Genomic DNA, 20,369 nt, shown 5'->3' on the forward strand with positions numbered 1-20,369 from the left:
CAAGGGAAACGCAATGGAACTGTTCGATCTCACCGGCAAGGTCGCCATCATCACCGGCTCATCGCGCGGCATCGGCAAGGCCATAGCCGAGCGTCTGGCCGAACACGGCGCCCGGGTCGTCATATCCTCGCGCAAGGCCGGGCCCTGCGATGAGGTCGCCGCCGAGATCAACGCAAAGTACGGAGACGGCCGCGCCATCGCGGTTCCGGCCAACATCGCCTCCAAGGAAGACCTGCAACGGCTGGTCGATGAAACCAACGCCGCCTTCGGCCGAATCGACATCCTGGTCTGCAACGCCGCGACCAACCCCTACGCCGGGCCGATGGCCGGGATCGCCGACGAGCAGTTCGAAAAGATCCTTCAGAACAACGTCATCTCCAACCATTGGCTGATCCAGATGGTCGCCCCACAGATGGTGGAGCGCGAGGACGGCGCCATCCTGGTGATCTCCTCGATCGGGGGCTTGCGCGGCAACGCCCTGATCGGCGCCTACAACATCTCCAAGGCGGCCGACATGCAGCTGGTGCGCAATCTCGCCGTGGAGTGGGGGCCGTCCAATGTGCGCGTCAACTGCATCGCGCCGGGCCTGGTCCAGACCGACTTCGCCAAATATCTGTGGGAGAATCCGGAGCTGCTGAAAACCGTCACCGAACCGGCGCCGCTGAAAAGGATCGGCCAGCCCGATGAAATCGCGGGCACAGCGGTCTATCTGTGCAGCCCTGCTTCGGCCTATGTGACCGGACAGACCCTGGTGGTGGACGGCGGATTGACGATTGCCTGGTGAAGACACGCGCGCAGACGGCCCAAGGGGCGGTCGCGCCACAGATTGGAAGCAGGACGTCATCTGGCGCCTGGAGGCCGTCGGCTTTCAGGCCCTGTTCGCTTTCCTGCGCCTTTTGGGGGTCGAGCGGGCCTCGGCCCTGGGGGGCTGGTTGCTGAGGACCCTGGGGCCGCTGACCGGTACGCAGAAGACGGTGATGCGAAATCTGCGCATCGCCTTTCCCGAGATGCCGCCGGATCGTCGCGAGGCCCTGGCGCGCGAACAGTGGGACCGCACGGGCCGCACCTTCGCCGAACTGGCGGTGATGGATCAGCTGACCCCGGCCGGAGGGCGGGTCGAGGTGGTGGGGATGGAGCGGCTGCACGCCCTGCGCGACAGCGGGCGCCCCGCAGTGCTGATCTCGGGCCATCTGGCCAATTTCGAAGTCATGGCGGCGGTCATCATGGCCTCGGGCGTGCCGTGCCAAGTCACCTATCGCGCCGCCAACAATCCCTATGTCGACGCCCAGATCCGCAAGAGCCGAGAGCGTTACGGCATCCGGCTGTTCGCGCCCAAGGGGGACGGGACGCGCGATCTGATGGCCGGGATGAAGCGGGGCGATTCCATCGCCCTGCTGGTCGACCAGAAATACAATCAGGGGCCGGAGGTCGAGTTTTTCGGTCAGCCCGTCAACGCCTCGCCGGGCGCGGCGCGGCTGGCCCTGAAGTTCGGAACCGTGATGCAGCCGCTGTCGGTGGTGCGGCTGCCTGGGGCGCGCTTTCGCGTGACCGCCCATGAGCCGATCACAGTGCGTGAAACCGAAAACAAGGCCGCCGACGTCCTGGCCGGAATCCAGGCCGCCAACCGCTTCGTCGAAGAGCGGGTGCGCGAAGTTCCCGAAGACTGGTTCTGGGTCCACAAACGGTGGCCCGACCGGGTTTACGCCGCGTTGGAAGCGGCCGCCCCGTCGGCGGAGCGGCGGAACGGGCCGCAGTAGTCGTCGGCCTCGCGGCGACGGCGGCAGGGTCCGAAATAGGTGGCGGTCTTCACGAACGGACGGGGTCGGAAGATGACGGCGTTGATCCGGTCCAGAATGGCCTTGGCCGTGATCGGCTTGACCAGAAACTCGGTGACCCCGGCGTCGCGGGCGGCGTAGACGCGGTGCTTCTCGGCATGGCCGCTCATCATGATGATGGGCAGATAGATGTTGGCGCTGTCGGGGCGGTTCCGGACCCGCCGGGTGAACTCGACCCCGTCCATCGGGAACATGTTGTAATCGACCAGAGCCAGGTCGATGGGCTGACGGCGCAAAACCTCGAAGGCTTCCGCCCCGTCGCCGGCCTCATACACCCGGTGGATGTCGGCGGAATGCAGGACGGCCGCTGCGATGGTGCGCATGTGCTGATTGTCATCGACCAGCAGCACATTCAGCGATTGAAGATGCGGCATTCGGCCCCCCGCCTAGCACGAAGGCGCAATATAAGGGATTTCCCTTAGGCAGGCAAGCGGCCGCGAATCAGGCCAGGCGCTCGGGCGGCCGGGCGCCGATCAGAAGCGAGGGGTCCAGGTTGCGGTCGCGCCATTTCAAGCGCCAGCACAGGTGCGGGCCGGTCGCGCGGCCGCTCATGCCGACCCGCCCCATCGGATCGCCGCGACGAACGGTCTGACCGGCCGCGACGTCGATCTGCGACTGGTGAAGATAGGCGCTGATCAGCCCCTGACCATGATCGATCAGGGTCAGACCGCCCTCGAAATGCATGTCGGGCCGGGTGAAGATGACGCGGCCGTCGGCCGGCGCCCGGATGACGGTTCCGATCGGCGCGGCCAGATCGACGCCGTAATGGGGCCGCGCGGGCGTGCCGTTCAAAACGCGCTGGGCGCCCCAGGCGCTGGAGACGCGATAGGTCTCCAGCGGCCAGACGAAGCCGTCGCGGAAGTCGTCCGTATCAGCCCGGCTGGCGAAGGCCTCGGTCTTGACCAGGACCTCCTGGCGAATGCGCTCCAGCAGGGCCGGATCGCTGGGCTCGACCGTGGCCGGCGGCAGGCCGTCGATCCGTGTCGAGGGGAAGTCATAGGGGGCCACGGCGATGCGGCGTCGGGTGGATTGCGCGCCGTCGCGGGCTTCGATGTCCACCTCTGCGGCGGCGTCTCGGTCAAAGCCCACGATGAACAGGCCGTCGGCGGAGGCGGTGCTCAAGGCATCTCCGTCCACGAAGATCAGGGCGCGCGGCGCCGTGCGACCCAGGGCGTAGCCGCCTTGTCGCCAGGCGCCGTTCATCGCCAGGGGCAGGGCGGACGGCGTCTCGCCGCGCGCGGCGGCGCCCAGGCCGCGGGGCGTCGCAACCGCAGCGGCCAGGCCCAGCAGCAGCGGCCGGCGGCCGATCATTCAGGCTGCATCCGGGCGATGAACTCGGCTGGGCCGAAATAGGCTTCCTGCCGGCTGGGGCTCCAGTACCGCAGCACCTCCAGGGGAATGGGCTTCTCCGTCACGGCGCAGCGCACGAAACGGCCGGGCTTCAGCACCGCGAACTCCCCGTCGCCGTAGTGAAGCACCGCCTGGGCTGAAAGGGGCTCGTCCATGGCCGCAGTTAACGACGATCCCGAGCGCCCGCCAAGAGGCGTCGGCTCAGGCGGTGGCCGGATTCGATGCGGCCTTTTCCGCCGCGTGGTCTATCGCCGCCTGTTTGGCCTCGGGCGAGCCGGCGACGGGCGGGCGGGGCCGCCCTCCCATCCGATCCGTCAGCAGGAAGACGAAGGGGTTCAGCGAGATCGACAGCAGGGCCGCCGCCAGGATCAGATCGTGGGTCTCTCGGCTCATGGCCCCCAGATAGACGCCCAGGGCCGCCAGGATGAAGGAGAATTCGCCGATCTGGGCCAGGGAGGCCGCGACGGTCAGGCCGGTCGAGCGATCCAGCTTGAAGCCGTGGGTGATGACCAGGGCCGCCAGCGACTTGCCGACGATGACGATGGCCAGGACGCCCAGAACCGCCAGCGGATCGCGCACCAGGATCATCGGGTCAAACAGCATGCCCACCGAGACGAAGAACAGGACGGCGAAGGCGTCCCGCAGGGGCAGGGACCGTTCGGCCGCATTATGCCCAAGGGGAGAGGCGTTCATGACCAGCCCGGCGAGGAAGGCGCCGAGGGCGAACGAATGGAACAGATAATAGGCCAGCCAGGCGATGCCCAGAGCGATCGCCAGGACGCCCAGGGTGAAGAGTTCGCGCGACCGGGTATGGGCGATCCGCACCAGGAGCCAGGGGATCAGACGCCCGCCGACCACCAGCATGCCGGCGACGAACAGGCCTACCTTCAACAGGGTCCAGCCGATGTTCATGCCCAGGGCGCCCAGGTCGGCCTGGGTTCCGGCCGGGACGAGGATCATCGGCAGCATGACCAGGGCGATGACGATCACCATGTCCTCGACGATCAGCCAGCCGACGGCGATCCGCCCGATTTCGCCCTTGACCTGTTTGCGCTCTTCCAGCGCCCGCAGCAGAACGACGGTGGAGGCGACCGAAAGGGAGAAGCCCATCAGCAGGGCCTCGACGTCGCCGAGGCCCAATAAGGTCCGGCCCAGGGCCCAGCCCAGGGCGGTGGCGGCGGCGATCTGGACCAGGGCGCCGGGCACGGCGACCTTGCGCACCTGCATCAAATCCTTGGGCGAAAAATGCAGACCGACGCCGAACATCAGCAGGATCACGCCGATCTCGGCCAACTGGGGCGCCAGTTCCAGATCGGCGACGAACCCCGCCGTATAGGGACCGACGACGATCCCCGCGACCAGATAGCCGACCAGAGGCGACAGTTTCAGACGATTGGCCAACATGCCGAACACGAAGGCGAGGACGAAGCCTCCGACCAGGGTGAGAATCAGGCTGTCGGCATGCGTCATCGGGGCTCCTGCGAAGGGGAAGGGCGCGCTGTTCGGAGACGTCGCAGTTGGTGGCCGCAGGCCGCTTTTTCAAGATGACGCAGTGTCGCGTTCAGACCTTCCCCCGCTTGCGGGGAAAGCAGCAGGTCGTGGCGCGCAGCAATACGCTCGACGACGGGGGAGGTCTTCCTTCAGGCGACACCTCCCCCTCCGAGCCTGGTCCGCTGCGCGGACGCCGGCCCACCTCCCCCGCAGGCGGGGGAGGGTCTTGAAGTCAGCGTCGCGTCTGGTCCCAGTACCGGACCGCATCGGCGTCGCGCGCCGACAGGTCGGGGTAGTCGGGGTCGGAGCCGACGTCGGGGACGCGCCGCCAGGAGCGGGCGCATTTGGGATAGTCGGCCAGGTTCACGGTCACGGCCAGGGCCTCGCCTTCGACCAGTTCCGCGCCAGAGGTGCGGAAAATCTCGGCCGCGTCCAGGCCGTCGAACGGGGCGAAGGTCCCGGCCGGGGCCGTTACGGTGGGCCAGGCGTCCAGCGCCCCGCCGATCCGCTTGTCGCGACGGGCGGCCTCCAGGGATTCGTTGACGACTTCCAGGACGGTGTTGATCTTCGCCCACCGAGCCGCCTCGGCCGCATTCTCCCACTCCGCCGGCGTTTCCGGCATCACCCGCAGGCAGTTGCTTCCACCTTCCGGGAACCGCGTGGTCCAGGCCTCTTCCATCGTGAAGGGCGTCAGCGGCGAGAGCCAGGCGGTCAGGCGGGCGAACACCTCGACCATCACCGTGCGGGCGGCCCGGCGGCGCAGGGCGTCGGGGCGGTCGCAGTACAGGCTGTCCTTCCTGATGTCGAAATACAGGGCCGACAGGTCGTTGGAGCAGAACTCCAGCACGGGGCGCACCACGTCCTGGAATCGGTATTCGGCGTAGGCCTGACGCACATGGGCGTCCAGCTCCCACAGGCGGTGCAGGATGAACGTCTCCAGCGGCGGGAACTGGTCGTAGTCGGTCAGCCGCTCGGCCTCGTCGAAGTCGGCCAAGGCGCCCAGCAGATAGCGGACCGTGTTCCTCAGCTTGCGATAGGCGTCGACCGTGGTCTGCAGGATCTGTTTGCCGATCCGCTGATCCTCGGAATAGTCGACCAGAGCCACCCACAGGCGCAGGATGTCGGCGCCGCTCTCCTTGATGATGGTCAGGGGATCGGTCGTATTGCCCTTGGACTTGGACATCTTCTCCCCCTTCTCGTCGAGGGTGAAGCCGTGGGTCAGGACCGCCTTGAACGGGGCGCGGCCACGGGTGCCGCAACCTTCCAGCAGCGACGACTGGAACCAGCCGCGGTGCTGGTCCGACCCTTCCAGATAGAGGTCGGCCGGCCAATGCGCCGGGCGGTCGCCCGTATAGCCGTGCTCGGGCAGGCGCGGATCCAGGGTGAAGGCGTGGGTCGAACCGGAGTCGAACCAGACGTCCAGAATGTCCTCGACCTTTTCGTAGCGGGCCGGGTCGTGAGCGCCCAGGAAGTCGCTGTCCGGCGCGGTGAACCAGATGTCGGCGCCGTGTTCGGCCACGGCCGCGACGATGCGGGCGTCGACCTCGGGATCATGCAGGGGCTGGCCGGTCTGTTTGTCGATGAACATGGCGAGCGGCGTGCCCCAGGCGCGCTGGCGGCTGACCAGCCAGTCGGGACGCCCCTCGACCATCGACCGGATGCGGTTCTTGCCCGCCGCCGGGTGGAAGGCGGTGTCGTCGATGGCGTTCAACGCCGTTTCGCGCAGGGTGTCGCCGCTCTTCAAGGGCTGGTCCATGCGGATGAACCACTGCGGCGTATTGCGGAAGATGATCGGCGCCTTGGACCGCCAGGAGTGCGGATAGGAATGCTCCAGCCGCCCGCGCGCCAAGAGATTGCCGGCCTCGATCAGCTTCTCCATCACCGCCCCGTTGGCGGGACCGAACTTGCCGGTCTTCTTGCCCTCGGTCTCCAGAACCTTCAGCCCGGCGAACAGGGGGACGGTGGGATAATAGGCGCCGTCCGGATCGACCGTGTCCGGCACCTCGTGATGACCATGGGCCTTCCACACCTCGAAGTCGTCGGCGCCGTGGCCCGGCGCCGTGTGGACAAAGCCCGTACCGGCGTCGTCGGTCACATGGTCGCCGGCCAGCAGGGGCACGGAGAAGCCGTAGCCGCTGTCGAGCGCGGCCAGCGGGTGGGCGCATTCCAGGCCCGATGGATTGATGTCGTAGACGCGGGTCCAGGCGGCGATCTTGGCGGCCTTGAACACGTCTTCCGCCAGCTTGTCGGCGACGATCAGACGGTCGCCCGGCTTGGCCCAGGGCGCGAACTCCAGACCCTCTTCCATGGCCGTGACCTCGTACAGGCCGTAGGCGATCTCGGGGCCGTAGCTGATCGCGCGGTTGGCCGGGATGGTCCAGGGGGTGGTGGTCCAGATCACGACCGAGGGCGTGCCGCTGCGGAAGGACAAGAGGTCGTCGGGATGGTCGTCGGATGCGCCCGTGACCGGGAACTTGACCCAGATCGTCGGCGACACATGGTCGTGGTACTCGATCTCGGCGTCAGCCAGGGCGGTGCGCTCGACCGGCGACCACATGACGGGCTTGGAGCCGCGATACAGCTGGCCCGAGTTCTTGAACTTGTGGAATTCGGCGACGATGGCCGCTTCCGACTTGAAGTCCATGGTGGCGTAGCGGTTGGCGAAGTCGCCGACCGCGCCCAGGCGCAGGAACTGGTCGCGCTGCAGGTCGATGTATTTGCCGGCGTAGTCGCGGCAGGCGGCGCGGAACTCGTCCTTGGACACCTCGTCCTTGCGGCGGCCCTTGGCGCGGAACTGTTCCTCGATCTTCCACTCGATCGGCAGGCCGTGGCAGTCCCAGCCGGGGACGTAGTCGACGTCATAGCCCAGCAGGAAACGGCTGCGGACCACGAAGTCCTTCAACGTCTTGTTCAGCGCATGGCCGATGTGGATGTCGCCGTTGGCGTAGGGAGGGCCGTCGTGCAGGACGAACAGGGGCGCGTTCTGCTTCTGCCGCTCGGCGCGCAGGGCGCCGTACAGGTCGCCCCACTGCTCCAGGATCGCCGGCTCCTTCTGCGGCAGGCCGCCGCGCATGGGGAAGGGCGTCTCGGGCAGGAAGACGGTGTCGCGATAGTCGCGGCCGGAGGGGGTGTCGGTGGTGTCGGTGGCGTCGGCCATGGGTCGTCTCGGCGTCGTGGGGTGAGCGTTCGCTGTCTTCGTTCGCCCTATCGCGCTTCGCGCTGCTTGAGGGCGGGTTCGCCCCTTCGGGGCGGTCGTTCCCGGCGTGCACGGGGCCAAGGGCCCAGAGGCGCTACGCCGGGCGGCTAATCGAAATCAGGCGAATGAGGACGCGGACGGTCATTGTGGAGGCGGTCTAGCAGACGGATGCGGCATTGCGCCATCCCGAACACCGCCGCGTCTCAACGGAAACGAAAGGCTTTTGCCGTCTTGGTTAAGTTTGGATCGTCCGGAAGTCTGTTCGGGCGAGATGAGAATTCGTTCGGGAGTCCCGCCGATGCGGCAGCGGATCAGGAATTGGATGCTGGGTCTGGCGGCCGGCGCGGCCATGCTGGGCGTCGCCGGCGCGGCTGCCGCCCAGAGCTGCGGCCAACCGGCCTGCGAGCCGCCGCCGCCGCCCTGCTGCGAGCCGCCGCCGCCCCCGCCCCCGCCCTCTTGCGGAGACGGCGGTTCCTGCGGCGGGGGCGGGGGCCACTGGTCGTCCAACACCAATGTCAATGTGAACGTCAATGTGAACGCCGGTGCGTCCGCCAACGCCGGCGCCAACGCAAACGCTGGCGCGCGGGCCTATATCAACGCGCGAGCCGGCGGGTTCGCGGGCGGCTATGGCTACGGCGGGGGCGGCGGTGCGGCTTATGTGACCGTGGACCAACCCTATCCGACCACCATTCAGGGCCTGGCCGTCGAGGGTCTGGCCCAGACGGTGCGGACGCCCTTCACCGCCTATCGCCGGATGATGAAGCGCGTGGTGATCCAGGCCGTCTGTATCGACGATCGCCAGGTGCCGCATCCCGCCTCTCAGGTGAAGCCGGACCGCGAGATCGCCGACGGCTATGAGGGCGAAATCTACCGCTGCCTGGCCGGCACCTGGCTTCAGGCGACGATCGCCGACTATGAGGGGGAGATCAAATTCGACCACGGCACGACCCTGACCTGCAACAAGCACGAGGCCCTGTGGTTCGGCGGCGAAGGTCGGCTGGAATGCCGCCCCGAAAAGCCCGAGCGCGACTGCAACGAGCGTTCCCTGCTGCGTCGCTACGGCGCCGGGGTGAAGATCCTGACCATGTACCGGGAAGAGGAATACACCGAATACCGCGAAGAGGTGCAGAGCGCGACGGTCGTCACCGGCGCCATCACCCTGGACGGCGGCGTCGGCGGCCGGGTCTTCTGAACCGGGGCTGACACGCCCCGTTCAGCCTCGGCTCAGGCGAGGCGTGCGAGACATGGGGGCGTCGACGTCTCCGTCGATGATCCTGAAAACTGCCCTGAAAAGGGTTCGGCCCCGGCTCTTTCGAACCGGGGCCGTTTTTCTTACTGGGCCAGCTTGTCCGAGACGACCTCGGCGCGCCAGGCCGTGTCCGGCTTCAGATACTGCTGCGCCAGCCGTTGCAGGTCGGCGGCCGTAGCAGCCTCCAGCACCGCGATATTGTTGCGGGTCTGGTCCAGGGAGGCGGGGTCCGACTGGGCCTCGGACAACTGGGTCAGCCAATAGCCGTTGTCGGCCATGCTGCGGCGCAGACGCTCCAGAGCCGGCCGGCGGGCGCGGTTCAGTTCGTCCTCGCCGATCGGATTGTCGCGCAGATCGGCGGCGATGGCGTCCACTGCGGTGAACAGTTTCGGCAGGGACTCCGGCGCCGTCTCGGCCGCCACGACCATATAGCCGTAGCCGGGGAAGACGTCGGAGGTGCTGGAGCCGGCGTTGGGCGAATAGGCCAGACCCTGCTTCTCGCGGATGTCTTCGTTGAGCCGCAGCTGCAGCACCGCCGACAGCAGAGACAGCTGACGCGAGGTGGTGCGGTCGCCGATCTGGTCGGTCGTCGGCCAGGCCACGACGCCCAGAGCCTGTTCAGCCTGGCCGGTGTGGGTCAGCCGGACCGGGGTCGCCGTGGGCGCGGGGAAGCGCCGTTCGGCCGAACCGGCCGGCGGCGTCGGCGCCGCGCCGCGGGCGGGCAGGGCGCCGAAGGTCGAGCCCACGGCCGCGATCACCGCATCCACGTCCACATCGCCGACGACGGTGATCTCGACAGGGCCGGAGGCCAGGGCGGCCTTGATCTGCTCGCGCAGCGGCTCGATCTGAACCGACTGGAACTCCTCGACCGTCGGCGTGGCGGCGCGTCTGTCGCCCCCGGCCAGGATCGCGCCGCCCTTCACCGCAAAGGCGCCGCCGGGCGTGGCCGTCAATTGCTCCAGGGTTTGGGGATAGGCCGTCTGGGCGCGTTGCAGCGGGGCGGGACGCAGGCCCGGATCGGTCAGGAAGGCGGTCAGCACCTGAAGCTCCAGCGCCAGATCTTCAGGCCGGGTCGAGCCGCTGAAGACATAGCCGTCCTCGCCCTGGTTGACCGAGGTGTTGATCACATGACCCGCCAGGACCCGATCCGCCTCGTCCACCGTCAGCTTGCCCAGGCCGCCGGCGTTCAGCACCGTATCGGCCAGGGACAGGGGCGAGAACCGGTCTGTCGGCAGCCCCAGGGAGCCGATGCCGGTCTTGGCCCTGATCAGAATCTGATCGTCGCGGAAGTCGGTCTTCTTGATGTTCAGCAGCGTGCCGTTGGGGAAGCGCACCAGCACGGCCCCCAGGTCCGACACCTCAGTGCGCGACGACGGGGTCGCCGCCGCGCCGAAGTCGGCGTAGGGCCATTCCAGGGCCGCCTGATCGGCCGGAGCCGCCACAGGCACCTGACGCGACGCCTCCAGGGCGGCCGTGACGGCCGCCTCGCCGCCCTCGACCGGGACCGGGCTGGTGAAGAGCACCAGCGGCCCCTGGCCTTCGAATACCGGTCGGACGGCGGCGTCTACCTGTTCAGGCGTCAGGTCGGCGACAATCCGTTCGAACTGATCCAGGCTCTGCTGGGGCGCGGTGAAGACCGTATCGCTGTTGACGGCGTTCAGCAGGGCGCCGGCCAGGGCGGGGGTGGAGCGGGTCGCTGCGGTGGCGACGGCGTTCTGAAGCGAGGTGCGGTATTCGGTGATCTCGCGCTGAAGTTCAGGCGCGGTCACCCCGTATTGGGTCAGGCGGCGCGCCTCCTGTTCGACGGTCTCCAGGGCGCGCTTCCACTGGCCCGGGGTGAAGCTGACCGACAGGACGCCGGCGTCCAGGCTGTCGAACAGCGACTGATAGCCGGCGCCGGCGCCGAGGAAGGGCGGATTGTCGGCCCGCGCCATCTCGCCCAGCCGTCGGTTCAGCACGGCTAAGCCCAGGCTGCGGCGAATGTCCTCGGCCCGCTCGTTGAAGCTGTCGGGGTCCAGGTCCGGCGCCTTGATCCAGTTGATTTGGATCGACGACTGCACGCCCGGCTCCACAATGATGCTGGTCTGGGGCTGGCGCGGCTGCACCTGGCCCAGGTCGGGCTCGGGCCCGTCCGCCGCCTTGGGCGTCCAGTCGGCGAAGGCGCCGCGCACCTTGGCCTCCATGGCGTCCAGGTCGAAGTCGCCCACGGCGATGAAGGTCGCCCGCGACGGGCGATAGTAGGCGTCATAGAAGTCCACGAAGCGTTCGCGCGGCGCGGTGCGGATCACCTCCAGGTCGCCGATCGGCAGGCGTTGCGACAGGCGCTGACCGGGCGCCAGCAGGGCCAGCTGGGTCTTCAGCACCCGCATCTGCGGGCTGTTGCGGCTGCGTTCCTCGCCCTCGATCACGCCGCGCTCGGCGTCGATGGACTCCGGCGCCATTAGGGCGTCGCCCATCATCTGCCGCATCACCCGCAGCGACGTATCGACCGTCTCGTCCTGGGTGTTGGGCAGCTCCAGCATATAGGCGGTCTGGTCGAAGCTGGTGAAGGCGTTGGTGTCGGCCCCGAAGGCCAGGCCCAGCCGCTCCAGAATCCGCAGCATCTCATTCTCGGGGATGTCCTTGGTCCCGTTGAAGGCCATATGCTCCATGAAGTGGGCCAGGCCCTTCTGGTCGTCTCGCTCCATCAACGAGCCCGCGTCGATCCGCAGCCGGAACGAGGCCTGGCCGGGCGGGGTGGCGTTGTGCATCAGGGCGTAACGCATGCCGTTCGGCAGCAGGCCGTAGCGCACCGCCGGATCGGCCGGAACGTCGCTGGCCGCCTGGGCCCAGGGATCGGACGGCGCGACCTGTCCTTCCACCTGAACGGCGGCGGGGGAAGCCGCCAGAGCCAGGGCGGGAACACTGAAGGCCCCCGCAGACAGAGCCAACCCGGAGGCTGCCAGCAGCAGCAGACGACGCGCAGAACGCATGAACTCACTCCCAACGCCGCAACCCCCGACGGAGCGGCTTTTGTCCGCAGTAGGGGAGCGTGGGGGCGAGGGCAAGGCGACCTTTTGCACCGCCCGACGCCCCCTCCGGGGTCGAAGGCGCTTTGCAAGCGGTGAATTTGAAGAGGGAATCCGTTCGAGGACTAGCGCCAGCCTTCGTCGCGGGCGCGCGCCTCAGTGACGGCGTCGGCGGAGGGACCGGCGATCAGGGCATCGACCGCGCTAAGGACGGCGGCGGGGGTGTCGGACGAGGCCGTGCGGACTTCGCCGGTTGGACTCGACAGGGGCGCCAGGGCCTGGACGGTCCAGCCGTCCGACCGGCGACAGGCCAGGCCCGCCAGCCCGTCGTCTCGAGCCTGGAACGTGCGGCACCAGCGGCCCTCGCCGTCCTGGAAGGTCAGACCGACGGCCCGACCGGCGTTGTCCGCCCCCTCTGACGCGAGGCGGCGATCCAAGACCTTGACCAGATCCCTGTCGGCAAGGACGCCGTCCTCGGCGACACGGATGCCGGAGCCGCTGTTCAGGCCCGGCCCGATCAGCACCCCGGCGACGAAGGCCGCCGCAGCCAGCCCGCCCCAGATCGGCGCCTGGCGCGGCGCGAGGGCTTGGGACAACCAGGCTTTCAAACCCGCCAACGGCGCTGCGCGGACGTGGCCGCCATTGGCGATCAGGCGCGACAGATCACGGTCGCGGGGATCGACCTGGACCAGAAAGGCCGCCTGCGTCGCCGCGCGCAACCGTCGCGCCGTCGCCATCCGTTCGGCCAGGGCGGAGTCGGTCCGGGCCGCCGCTTCCAGCCGTGCGACCGCATCGGGCGCCAGTTCGCCGTCGATCCATCGCATCAGGGTTTCGTCGTCGATGGTCATCCCGTCACTCCCTGTTCGGCCAACGTCTGCATCAAGGTCTGACGGCCACGCACCAGGCGGCTGGTCAGGGTGCCGGCGGGCACGCCCAGAACCTGGGCTGCCTCGGCGTAGGACAGGCCCTCGACCAGGACGAGGGCGACCGCATGTTTCTGATCCTCGGGCAGGGCGTGGATGGCGTCGCGCACCAGCCGGGCGTCGGCGCGCAGACCTTCGTCCGCCTGGGCGGCGTCGGGCACACGGGCCGTGGCCTCGTCCTCGGGCGTCAGGACCTGGCCCCAGCGCTGGCGTGCGCGACCGTCGTCTATGGCGATCCGTCTCATGATGGTGAAGGTCCAACTGTCCAGCCGAGTGCCGGGCTTAAAGCCGCGCCGCGACGCCAGGGCGCGCTCCACCGTCTGCTGCACCAGATCCTGAGCGTCTGCGTCGTGGGAGCGGAGGACGCGGGCGAATCGGCGCAGGCGCGGCAGAAGCTCCACCAGCCCCCTCTGAAAATCGTCCACGTGTCGTCCTTTTCCATGCGGATGAAACGAATGAGCCCAAGCGTTTCATCCATGGCATATCGAGAACGGAACGCAGCGTGAGGCAAGGGCGAACTGGCGTGGGCGGTCGAAGGAGCCGACGATGAGATGGACATGGACCTCCGCCTGGGCCGGCCTGGCGGCGCTGCTGCTGGTGTCGCTGGCTGCGGGCACGCCGGCACGGGCACAGATCGGATCGCTGCCCGTTCCCAGCCTTCCGGGATCGGGGCAGGGTCTGCCGGATCGCCTGCCTGACCGTTTGACGGAGGGACTACCGGGTCTGGATGACATTGATCGCATGGGCCGCCAGGCGGTCGAGGACGCCTTGAGGGCGCCGTCGCGTCTGGCGCAACTGGTGCGGCGGTCCAATGGGGCGCTGGAGGCCGACCCTCAGGGCTGGCCTGTGGTGCGCGGCGAGATCGTGGCCCTGGACCTGTCGCCCGCCGCCCGCGACCAGGCGATGAGGGCGGGGTTTACGCTGCTGCGGGAGGAGCGGCTGGACGCTTTGGACCTGTCCAGTGTCATTCTGGCCCCGCCGCGGGGTCTGGCCTTGGCGCGGGCCGTCGCGCAACTGAAGCGACTGGACCCGCAGGCGGAGATCACCTTCAATCATGTCCATGACCTCGCCGGCGCCGTGCCGTCGGCGGAGACCGGACTGGTGGATCTATCCTCCAACGGTCGTAGAGAGACAGGCCCCACGCTCGGCTTGATCGACACGGGCGTCGAGGCCACCCATCCCGCCCTGGCCGGGGCGCAGATCGTGCAGCGAGGTTTCGCCGGCCCTCCGCGTATGGGCGCCCATGGGTTGGCGGTCGCCTCCCTGATGGTCGGCCGCGCCGGCCCATTCGCCGGCGGCGCGCCGGGCGCCGATCTGCGCGTCGCAGACATCTATGGTGGACAAGCGGCGAACGGCTCATCGACCGCCCTGGCCCAGGCTCTGGCATGGATGGTCGAGCAAAGAGTGTCGGTAGTGAACATCAGCCTGGTCGGCCCGCGCAACGCTCTAGTCGAACGCGCGATTCAGCGGGCCCAAGCCCGTGGCCTGACCGTGGTGGCCGCTGTCGGCAACGACGGCCCGGCCGCCCCGGCCCTCTATCCCGCCGCCTACGACGGGGTGGTCGGCGTGACCGCCGTGAACGCCCGCAACCAGGTTCTGCCGGAGGCCGCGCGCGGCCCTCAGGTGGCCTTCGCCGCGCCCGGCGCCGATATGGCCGCTGCGGCTCCGGGCGGTGGGTGGACCAGCGTGCGGGGAACTTCCTTCGCCGCGCCGATCGTGGCTGGACTTCTGGCGCGCCAGGGCCAGGCCGCCTTGGGACGTAGCGCCGAGGATCTGGGCGCGCGGGGCCGCGACCCGATTTATGGCCAAGGACTGGTCGGCGTCGCTTCGCGCGTTTCGCCACAGACCATGGGCGCGCCCGGGCGGCTGGCTCGGTAAAAATTCGAGCGGTCGGGATGAAACCTCGACGGCCGGTCGTTGGATCCTGTGAGGGCGAGATGCCCGAGACATGCAGGAGATTGACCATGAAGAAGACCCTGATGACCGCGACCGTCGCTTTTGGCCTGGCTCTGGCCGGTGCATCGCAAGCCCAGGTTCTGGGCGGTTCCGGCGGCTTGACCGGTGGTTTGACCGGCGGGCTCGGAGGCCAGGTCGGGAGCATGATGGGCGGCCAGATCGGCGGCTCCGGTTCCCTGGCCGGCAGCGTATCCGGTGCGGTGGACGGTTCGCGCATCCGTGACGGCGTCACCTCGACCACCGATCAGACCCTGACCCGCGCGGAACGTCGCGCTCAGCAGGCCCAGGCCCGCGCCGCCGCAGCCGCCGAGCGCACGCGCGCTCGGGCCGAGGACGCAGCCGTCACGGCTGGAAACCGCGTCGCTTCTACCGCTGCCGCCGCCCAAGGCCAGGCCCAGGGTGCGTTGAACGGAACCGTCAACGGCGCCGCCAACGCTGCGGGCTCCATTGAAGGCGAAGGCCAGGCCCAGGGGTCGGGTCTGGTGAATAGCGCCCTGTCCAGCAGAGGCGGTTCGGTCAGCGGCTCCTCATCGGGTTCGGGTCAAACCCAAACCCCCACGCACCGCGCCTCCGCCAACGCCGGCGTCAACGGATCGGCGTCCGCGGACCGCAACGGCGCAGCCGTCTCGGCCGGCGTTTCCGCCAGCGGCGGCGCCCGGCCCCACTAAGCTTGGCCGCTGATAGATATTAAGGAGGGCCCCGTCGTTCACGGCGGGGCCTTTCGGCAAAAGGGGCGCGCTGGGCGAGATATCGCGGCGGCTGCGTCTCTCGGCGGACCTTACTCCCTCAGCCGCCCGGCCGGCTGACATAGAAGGTGGCGCTGTTGCCCACGGCGGTGGCGCCGACCACGGCGGCGCGGCCGGAGCCGATGGTGGCGTTGGTCGTGGCCGTGACATTGGCGTCGTTAGTCTGGCTGTTGGTCACGTAAACCTCGCCGCCGCATTGCGAGCAGGCGTAGCCGGTCACGCTGTTGCCAACGGCCTCGGCGCCGACATAGGCGTCATAGCCGCTGACGCCCGTATAGGTCGCGGTCGCCTCGACCCCGCCGGTGTTCAGCTGGGTGTTGTCCAGCTCCAGATAGATGTCCTGGTTGCCGGCGACGGTCTCGTTGGCGACGGCGCGGGCGGCGACGGTGGTCTGGCCCTGCAGATTGGTCTGGGCGCGGGCCGCTGCGCGGATTCGGCCCTGGTTGGTCTGGTCGGTCGTCGCGACCAGAGAGCCGCCGGCGTTCGACAGGACGATCCGGTTGCCCCCGGCGCCGGCCCGGGCGGCCAGGTTCCAGGCGTTGTCGACATAGACGTCGGTACGGGCCTCGATGGTCGACGGGGCGTTGGCCTGGCGCACCGTCAAATCCTGATGCGAGGCGCCGTCGGTCGAGGCCTGGACCAGGTTGGCCGCCGCATGGACGGAAAAGGCGGCGGGGGCGGGGATGTATTGAACATCGGCGACGGTCTCGGCCAGGACGGGGGTCTGGGCCGACTGGTCTAGGGCGCCGGTGATCGAGGCGGACGATCCGCTGAGTGCGATCCGATTGGCCGCCGCCATGGTGGCGACGGCGGCGCCGTCTTCGAAATGGGCGGTCGGCGCCCGCACGGCGGTGCGGGCCGTGACGGACGGACCCGTCATGGTCTGGCGCGCCGTCAGGTCGGCGGCGGCCTGATCGACGCCTCCGACCAGAAGATTGCCCGCAACGTCATTGGTCACCTGAAGTTGGCCCACGGCGACGTCCAGATTCACCGCGCCGGTGACCTCGCCGGTCATCGTCTGGGTGCTGGTGCAGGTGGAGCCGGTCTGGGCGTCGCAGACCGGCGCCTGCTGCGCCCTCGTCTCAGTAGCGAGAGCGGCGAACGTCGCCGTCGCGGCGATCATGCCAGCGAGACGGATCGGCGCGGGTCTGGCCATTGTTCGTCTCCGTGGTGGGATAGGCCGGATAATAGCCGCCGGTCGGACCGACGGTGGAATCGCCGAGCGGGTCGTTGGCGGCGTTGAGGCAGATTTCGGGGCCGGGGGCGCCGTAAAGATTGGCCATGAACTCGACCGTGGCCCGTTCGACCAGGGCGCGGACGGCCAGTTGCACCGGCTCCATCCCGCCGGACCCGGCCGAGATGTCGAAGACATTGCCGTTCAGGAAGTCGAACACGCCCGCCGAGATCTCGCGGCCGATGATTTGCTTTTGATAGGAGACCACGTCCACGACCTCCAGGGTCGTGGTCTGAACCAGCCGCAGATCCATGGCGATGTTCATCACATAGGTGCGGTGGGTGGCGATGCCGGAACCGGGCCGGTCGCTGTCCACCTCGCCCACGGCGGCGTCGAATCCGCCCGAGCGGATGTTGTAGTTTACCTCGGTGATGCCGCCGACGATGTAGAAGTCCGAACCCGGCACCTGGCCGGCCAGGATGCGGCGGTACTGGGTGTCTTCCGGCTGGGCGCCGGGCGTGGCGTCGCCGATCAGCTTGTTGTTGGCGTAGCGCAGCTCAAGCTCCGACACCGAGGTGTCGTAACGTTCGACGATCCGCGCGCCGGCCTTGGCGAGGGCCGAGTTGGCCATCAGCGAGGCGCCGCCGGTGATCTGGCGCCCGCCGTCGGAGGAGACGGTGCCCGTATAGTCGCTGATCCGCCCCACGGCCATGCGCGGCGAGGGCAGATTATAGCGGCGGGCGTAGTCGGCCAGGCAGTAGAGGGCGGTCGAATAGGGGGTTGGGTTGGCGGTGACCGGCGCATTGCCGATCGGCGTCGCATACTGGCCAGACGGCCCTGCGACCGGACTGACGCAGCCGGCCAGCAGCAGGGCGGCCGCAATCGACGCAGCGCCGGTGCGAATGAAGACAGGTCGGCTCATGGCAGGGTGAGGCTTCCGTTCAGAGCCGTGCCGGCGGTGACGTCGCCGTTGTTGGTCTGTTTCGAATTGACGATGACGGTGTTGTGGCTGCCCTGAACCACCACGTTCAGTTGATTGCCGACGGCGGTCGAGCCGCCGATGGCCGCGCCCCCGCTGCTCGATGCGCCGGCGCCGGCATAGGCCGAGGCTACGCCGCCGGATTGGCTGGAATAGGAGGAGGCGCCGGACTGGATCAGACCGTTGACGATGATGCGGTTGCCGTTGGCGTCGCGTGTCGAGCCGGTCGCTGCAGCCTGGGTGGCGCTTCGCGCCGCCCCATAGCCTTGTTGAAAGCGCGCCACGCCGGCCGAGCCCGTGGTCTGGGCGGCCGCCAGCGTCGGGACCGCCAGGACGACCGCAAGCGCCATCGTCAGGGGGGCGATCGGCCTCTGGACCGGCATGGGGACTCCTTGCGCGTCGACGAACCAAGGGATCGAACCGCGATCCACCCGCTAAACTGGGTTAAGGTTATTAAGAAGCGCTTGAGATCGGCGAAATCGTCACCCATTGAAAACCATGTCCGAACCTGACGATCGATTCGACGGCCCCCCGCATTCAGATCCGCCCAAATCAGAGGCTGTATTCAACGCGCCCCTGTCGGTGGTCGTGGTCGCCCTGTCCATGCCGGTGCTGTTCTTCTTTCAGCGCCAATTGCCCGACATGGGCGCCAGCATGGCCTTTGCGCCGATCGACCTGCAGAACGGCCGTTGGGGCGGGCTATTCACCGCCATGCTGCTGCACGGTGGATGGGCCCATGCCCTGATGAATGCGGTCGGCGCCCTGGCCTTCGGCGCGCCGGTCGCGCGGCTTTTCGGCGAACGCTTCGGATCGAGCGTCTTTCTGCTCTTCTATATAGGGTGCGGCGTCATCGCGGCCCTGGGCTATGGACTGGTGCATTGGGGCTCGTCCGATCCGATGGTGGGAGCGTCGGGCGCCGTCTTCGGCCTGATCGGCGGAGCGACCCGACTGATGGGGGCGCCACAGGGCGGGAGGGACGGCCGGGTTCTCAGCCTGTTCGACCGGCGTGTGATCGCCGCCTCCATCGCCTGGATGGCGGTCAACGCCGTGACCGGCCTGATCGGCTATGCCCCCGGCGCCGACGGCGCGCGAATCGCCTGGGAAGCCCATGCCTTCGGCTTCTTGGCTGGGCTGCTGGCGATCGGACCTCTGGGACGCGCTTTCGGAACGACGTCGCAGGCGGGACGCTCAGGCGCCGATTCGGCCATTTGATTCCCCGCCGTTCCTGAGCGATCATCGGTCCGAGCGGCCCTGTCGCCATCCCGGCCCTGCGGTCGTCTCCTAACAGAGAGAAGGAGCCGCGATGTTCGTCGCCGAGATCCTCAAGACCAAGGGAAACGCCGTCTATTCCATTACCGCCGATGTGACGGTGGCCCAGGCGTGTCAGGCGCTGGACGCCAAACGCGTAGGCGCTCTGGTGGTCCAGAACGGAGACGCCGTCGTGGGCGTCTTTTCGGAACGGGATGTGGTCAAGGCCGTGGCGGCCGACGGTCCAAACGCCCTCGCCCGACCCGTTCAGGACTATATGACCGCCAAGGTCATCTTCGCCCAGCCGCGCGAAAGCCTGTCGACCGTCATGAGTCGGATGACGGACCGGCGGATTCGCCATCTGCCGGTCTTGGACGGAGAGACCCTGGTCGGCGTCATCTCGATCGGCGACCTCGTCAAACGCCAGATCGAAGAACACGCCCGCGAGGCCGAAAGCCTCAAGACCTATATAGCGGCGGGCTGAGCGGCGGGGCTGCGGCTCGACCGACCGAGAGTCGGTGAGAATCTTTCCTCCGCCTTCAGAATCTGGTTGCGGGTTAGGAGGGTGGCCCGTATAGGGCTGCCTCGCTCGGAGACGGGCCGGCCTTTGAGGCTTTTGGGACTTTGGTTTCGGGAGTTTTGGGGGAGTTGAGGGGTTGAAAAACTTCTTGCTTTCCTGGGTTGGTTTCAATAGGTTCCGCGCTCCAATCGAATCGCCGAACGGTTAAGAGGAAGGCCTCTTGGTTTTCCTTGCGGTGGTTTTTTGTGGTTTTGAGGCCTTGGTCTTGGATCTGCAAAATCTCTGAAAAGAGCGGTTGACATGAGGTTCGGCGGTCTCTAAATCGCCGCCTCCGCCGACGACGAGGCGCTAAACAAGTCGGGCCGCTTTGGCGGTTCTGGTCTTTGACATTGTTGATATGGAAAGAGAAACGCAGGCGGCGGTGTCCTTGCGATAGTCCTAGAGGCTATCATACGACACTGACTATCTGCGGTCTTTTGAAAAGATACCATGCGTCGGTCTTAGGATCGACGGGTGGGAACTCGTCAAACAAATACGTAGAACTAACGCCAAGACGTCCTTTGGGATGGTCTTAGTGCTTTAGGTCAGAAGTCAACTCAACCTGAGAGTTTGATCCTGGCTCAGAGCGAACGCTGGCGGCAGGCCTAACACATGCAAGTCGAACGAAGTCTTCGGACTTAGTGGCGGACGGGTG

At 67.9% G+C, this 20,369-nt stretch carries 18 protein-coding genes and 1 rRNA gene (1 of these 19 only partly in view); 8 read left to right on the forward strand and 11 right to left on the reverse strand.

Annotated features, from left to right (window positions below):
- The first annotated feature begins 13 nt into the window (after positions 1–13).
- Both BSP_RS06545 and BSP_RS06550 read left to right on the forward strand, forming a co-directional pair.
- A complete protein-coding gene (locus BSP_RS06545; protein WP_152949702.1) occupies positions 14–784 on the forward strand; it encodes an SDR family NAD(P)-dependent oxidoreductase in 771 nt (256 codons plus the stop codon).
- On the forward strand, positions 774–1,757 hold the full coding sequence (locus tag BSP_RS06550) for a lysophospholipid acyltransferase family protein (RefSeq protein WP_152949703.1): 984 nt from the start codon (positions 774–776) through the stop codon (positions 1,755–1,757). The genes BSP_RS06545 and BSP_RS06550 overlap by 11 nt, the downstream gene beginning before the upstream one ends.
- Here the strand turns inward: BSP_RS06550 and BSP_RS06555 are convergent.
- The 5 genes from BSP_RS06555 to ileS all read right to left on the reverse strand — a co-directional run bounded on the left by BSP_RS06555 (position 1,700) and on the right by ileS (position 7,833).
- Positions 1,700–2,209, reverse strand: coding sequence for a response regulator (locus BSP_RS06555; protein WP_054764996.1), 510 nt, complete (start codon positions 2,207–2,209; stop codon positions 1,700–1,702). The two genes, BSP_RS06550 and BSP_RS06555, sit on opposite strands and share 58 nt — an antisense overlap.
- 67 nt (positions 2,210–2,276) lie before the next feature.
- Complete coding sequence (locus BSP_RS06560; protein ID WP_054764997.1) at positions 2,277–3,146, reverse strand: M23 family metallopeptidase; 870 nt, start codon at positions 3,144–3,146, stop codon at positions 2,277–2,279.
- Positions 3,143–3,340 (reverse strand): DUF2093 domain-containing protein, encoded by a 198-nt coding sequence (locus tag BSP_RS06565; protein WP_152949704.1) that lies wholly within the window; start codon positions 3,338–3,340, stop codon positions 3,143–3,145. The genes BSP_RS06560 and BSP_RS06565 overlap by 4 nt, the downstream gene beginning before the upstream one ends.
- A 46-nt stretch (positions 3,341–3,386) precedes the next feature.
- Positions 3,387–4,655, reverse strand: a complete 1,269-nt coding sequence (locus BSP_RS06570) for a cation:proton antiporter (protein ID WP_152949705.1) — start codon at positions 4,653–4,655, stop codon at positions 3,387–3,389.
- A gap of 253 nt (positions 4,656–4,908) precedes the next feature.
- Positions 4,909–7,833, reverse strand: a complete 2,925-nt coding sequence (gene ileS, locus BSP_RS06575; protein ID WP_152949706.1) for an isoleucine--tRNA ligase — start codon at positions 7,831–7,833, stop codon at positions 4,909–4,911.
- A 337-nt stretch (positions 7,834–8,170) separates the two neighbouring features.
- On the opposite strand from ileS, the gene BSP_RS06580 reads away from it, so the two are divergent.
- Entirely contained in the window at positions 8,171–9,064 is an 894-nt protein-coding gene (locus tag BSP_RS06580) for a hypothetical protein (RefSeq protein WP_183216969.1), read from the forward strand.
- A 140-nt stretch (positions 9,065–9,204) separates the two neighbouring features.
- Here the strand turns inward: BSP_RS06580 and BSP_RS06585 are convergent, their stop codons facing one another.
- The 3 genes from BSP_RS06585 to BSP_RS06595 all read right to left on the reverse strand — a co-directional run bounded on the left by BSP_RS06585 (position 9,205) and on the right by BSP_RS06595 (position 13,477).
- The gene (locus tag BSP_RS06585; RefSeq protein WP_152949707.1) at positions 9,205–12,093 is read right to left on the reverse strand and encodes a pitrilysin family protein; all 2,889 of its coding nucleotides are present in this window, start codon (positions 12,091–12,093) and stop codon (positions 9,205–9,207) included.
- A 161-nt stretch (positions 12,094–12,254) separates the two neighbouring features.
- On the reverse strand, positions 12,255–12,977 hold the full coding sequence (locus BSP_RS06590; protein ID WP_054765002.1) for an anti-sigma factor: 723 nt from the start codon (positions 12,975–12,977) through the stop codon (positions 12,255–12,257).
- Complete coding sequence (locus BSP_RS06595) at positions 12,974–13,477, reverse strand: RNA polymerase sigma factor (protein ID WP_054765003.1); 504 nt, start codon at positions 13,475–13,477, stop codon at positions 12,974–12,976. Before BSP_RS06595 ends, BSP_RS06590 begins: the two co-directional genes overlap by 4 nt.
- 121 nt (positions 13,478–13,598) lie before the next feature.
- Between BSP_RS06595 and BSP_RS06600 the strand changes: the two genes are divergently transcribed.
- Positions 13,599–14,930, forward strand: coding sequence for a S8 family serine peptidase (locus BSP_RS06600; RefSeq protein WP_054765004.1), 1,332 nt, complete (start codon positions 13,599–13,601; stop codon positions 14,928–14,930).
- A gap of 86 nt (positions 14,931–15,016) precedes the next feature.
- Entirely contained in the window at positions 15,017–15,676 is a 660-nt protein-coding gene (locus tag BSP_RS06605) for a hypothetical protein (protein ID WP_054765005.1), read from the forward strand.
- 118 nt (positions 15,677–15,794) lie between these two features.
- On the opposite strand, the gene hfaD is transcribed toward BSP_RS06605, so the two are convergent.
- From hfaD to hfaA, 3 genes are read right to left on the reverse strand one after another with little or no spacing between them, the layout of a single operon-like run.
- Positions 15,795–16,910, reverse strand: coding sequence for a holdfast anchor protein HfaD (hfaD, locus tag BSP_RS06610; protein WP_227976065.1), 1,116 nt, complete (start codon positions 16,908–16,910; stop codon positions 15,795–15,797).
- Complete coding sequence (hfaB, locus tag BSP_RS06615) at positions 16,837–17,850, reverse strand: holdfast anchoring protein HfaB (protein ID WP_152949708.1); 1,014 nt, start codon at positions 17,848–17,850, stop codon at positions 16,837–16,839. The genes hfaD and hfaB overlap by 74 nt, the downstream gene beginning before the upstream one ends.
- A complete protein-coding gene (hfaA, locus tag BSP_RS06620; protein ID WP_152949709.1) occupies positions 17,847–18,290 on the reverse strand; it encodes a holdfast anchoring protein HfaA in 444 nt (147 codons plus the stop codon). The genes hfaB and hfaA overlap by 4 nt, the downstream gene beginning before the upstream one ends.
- Before the next feature lie 115 nt (positions 18,291–18,405).
- On the opposite strand from hfaA, the gene BSP_RS06625 reads away from it, so the two are divergent.
- The 3 genes from BSP_RS06625 to BSP_RS06635 form a co-directional block, all read left to right on the forward strand.
- The gene (locus BSP_RS06625; protein WP_152949710.1) at positions 18,406–19,119 is read left to right on the forward strand and encodes a rhomboid family intramembrane serine protease; all 714 of its coding nucleotides are present in this window, start codon (positions 18,406–18,408) and stop codon (positions 19,117–19,119) included.
- Positions 19,120–19,210: 91 nt separating this feature from the next.
- On the forward strand, positions 19,211–19,639 hold the full coding sequence (locus BSP_RS06630) for a CBS domain-containing protein (protein ID WP_152949711.1): 429 nt from the start codon (positions 19,211–19,213) through the stop codon (positions 19,637–19,639).
- 633 nt (positions 19,640–20,272) lie between these two features.
- A 16S ribosomal RNA gene (locus tag BSP_RS06635) occupies positions 20,273–20,369 on the forward strand (it continues 1,364 nt past the right edge of the window).

Source organism: Brevundimonas sp. Bb-A, from assembly GCF_009394735.1.
Taxonomy (GTDB): domain Bacteria; phylum Pseudomonadota; class Alphaproteobacteria; order Caulobacterales; family Caulobacteraceae; genus Brevundimonas; species Brevundimonas aurantiaca.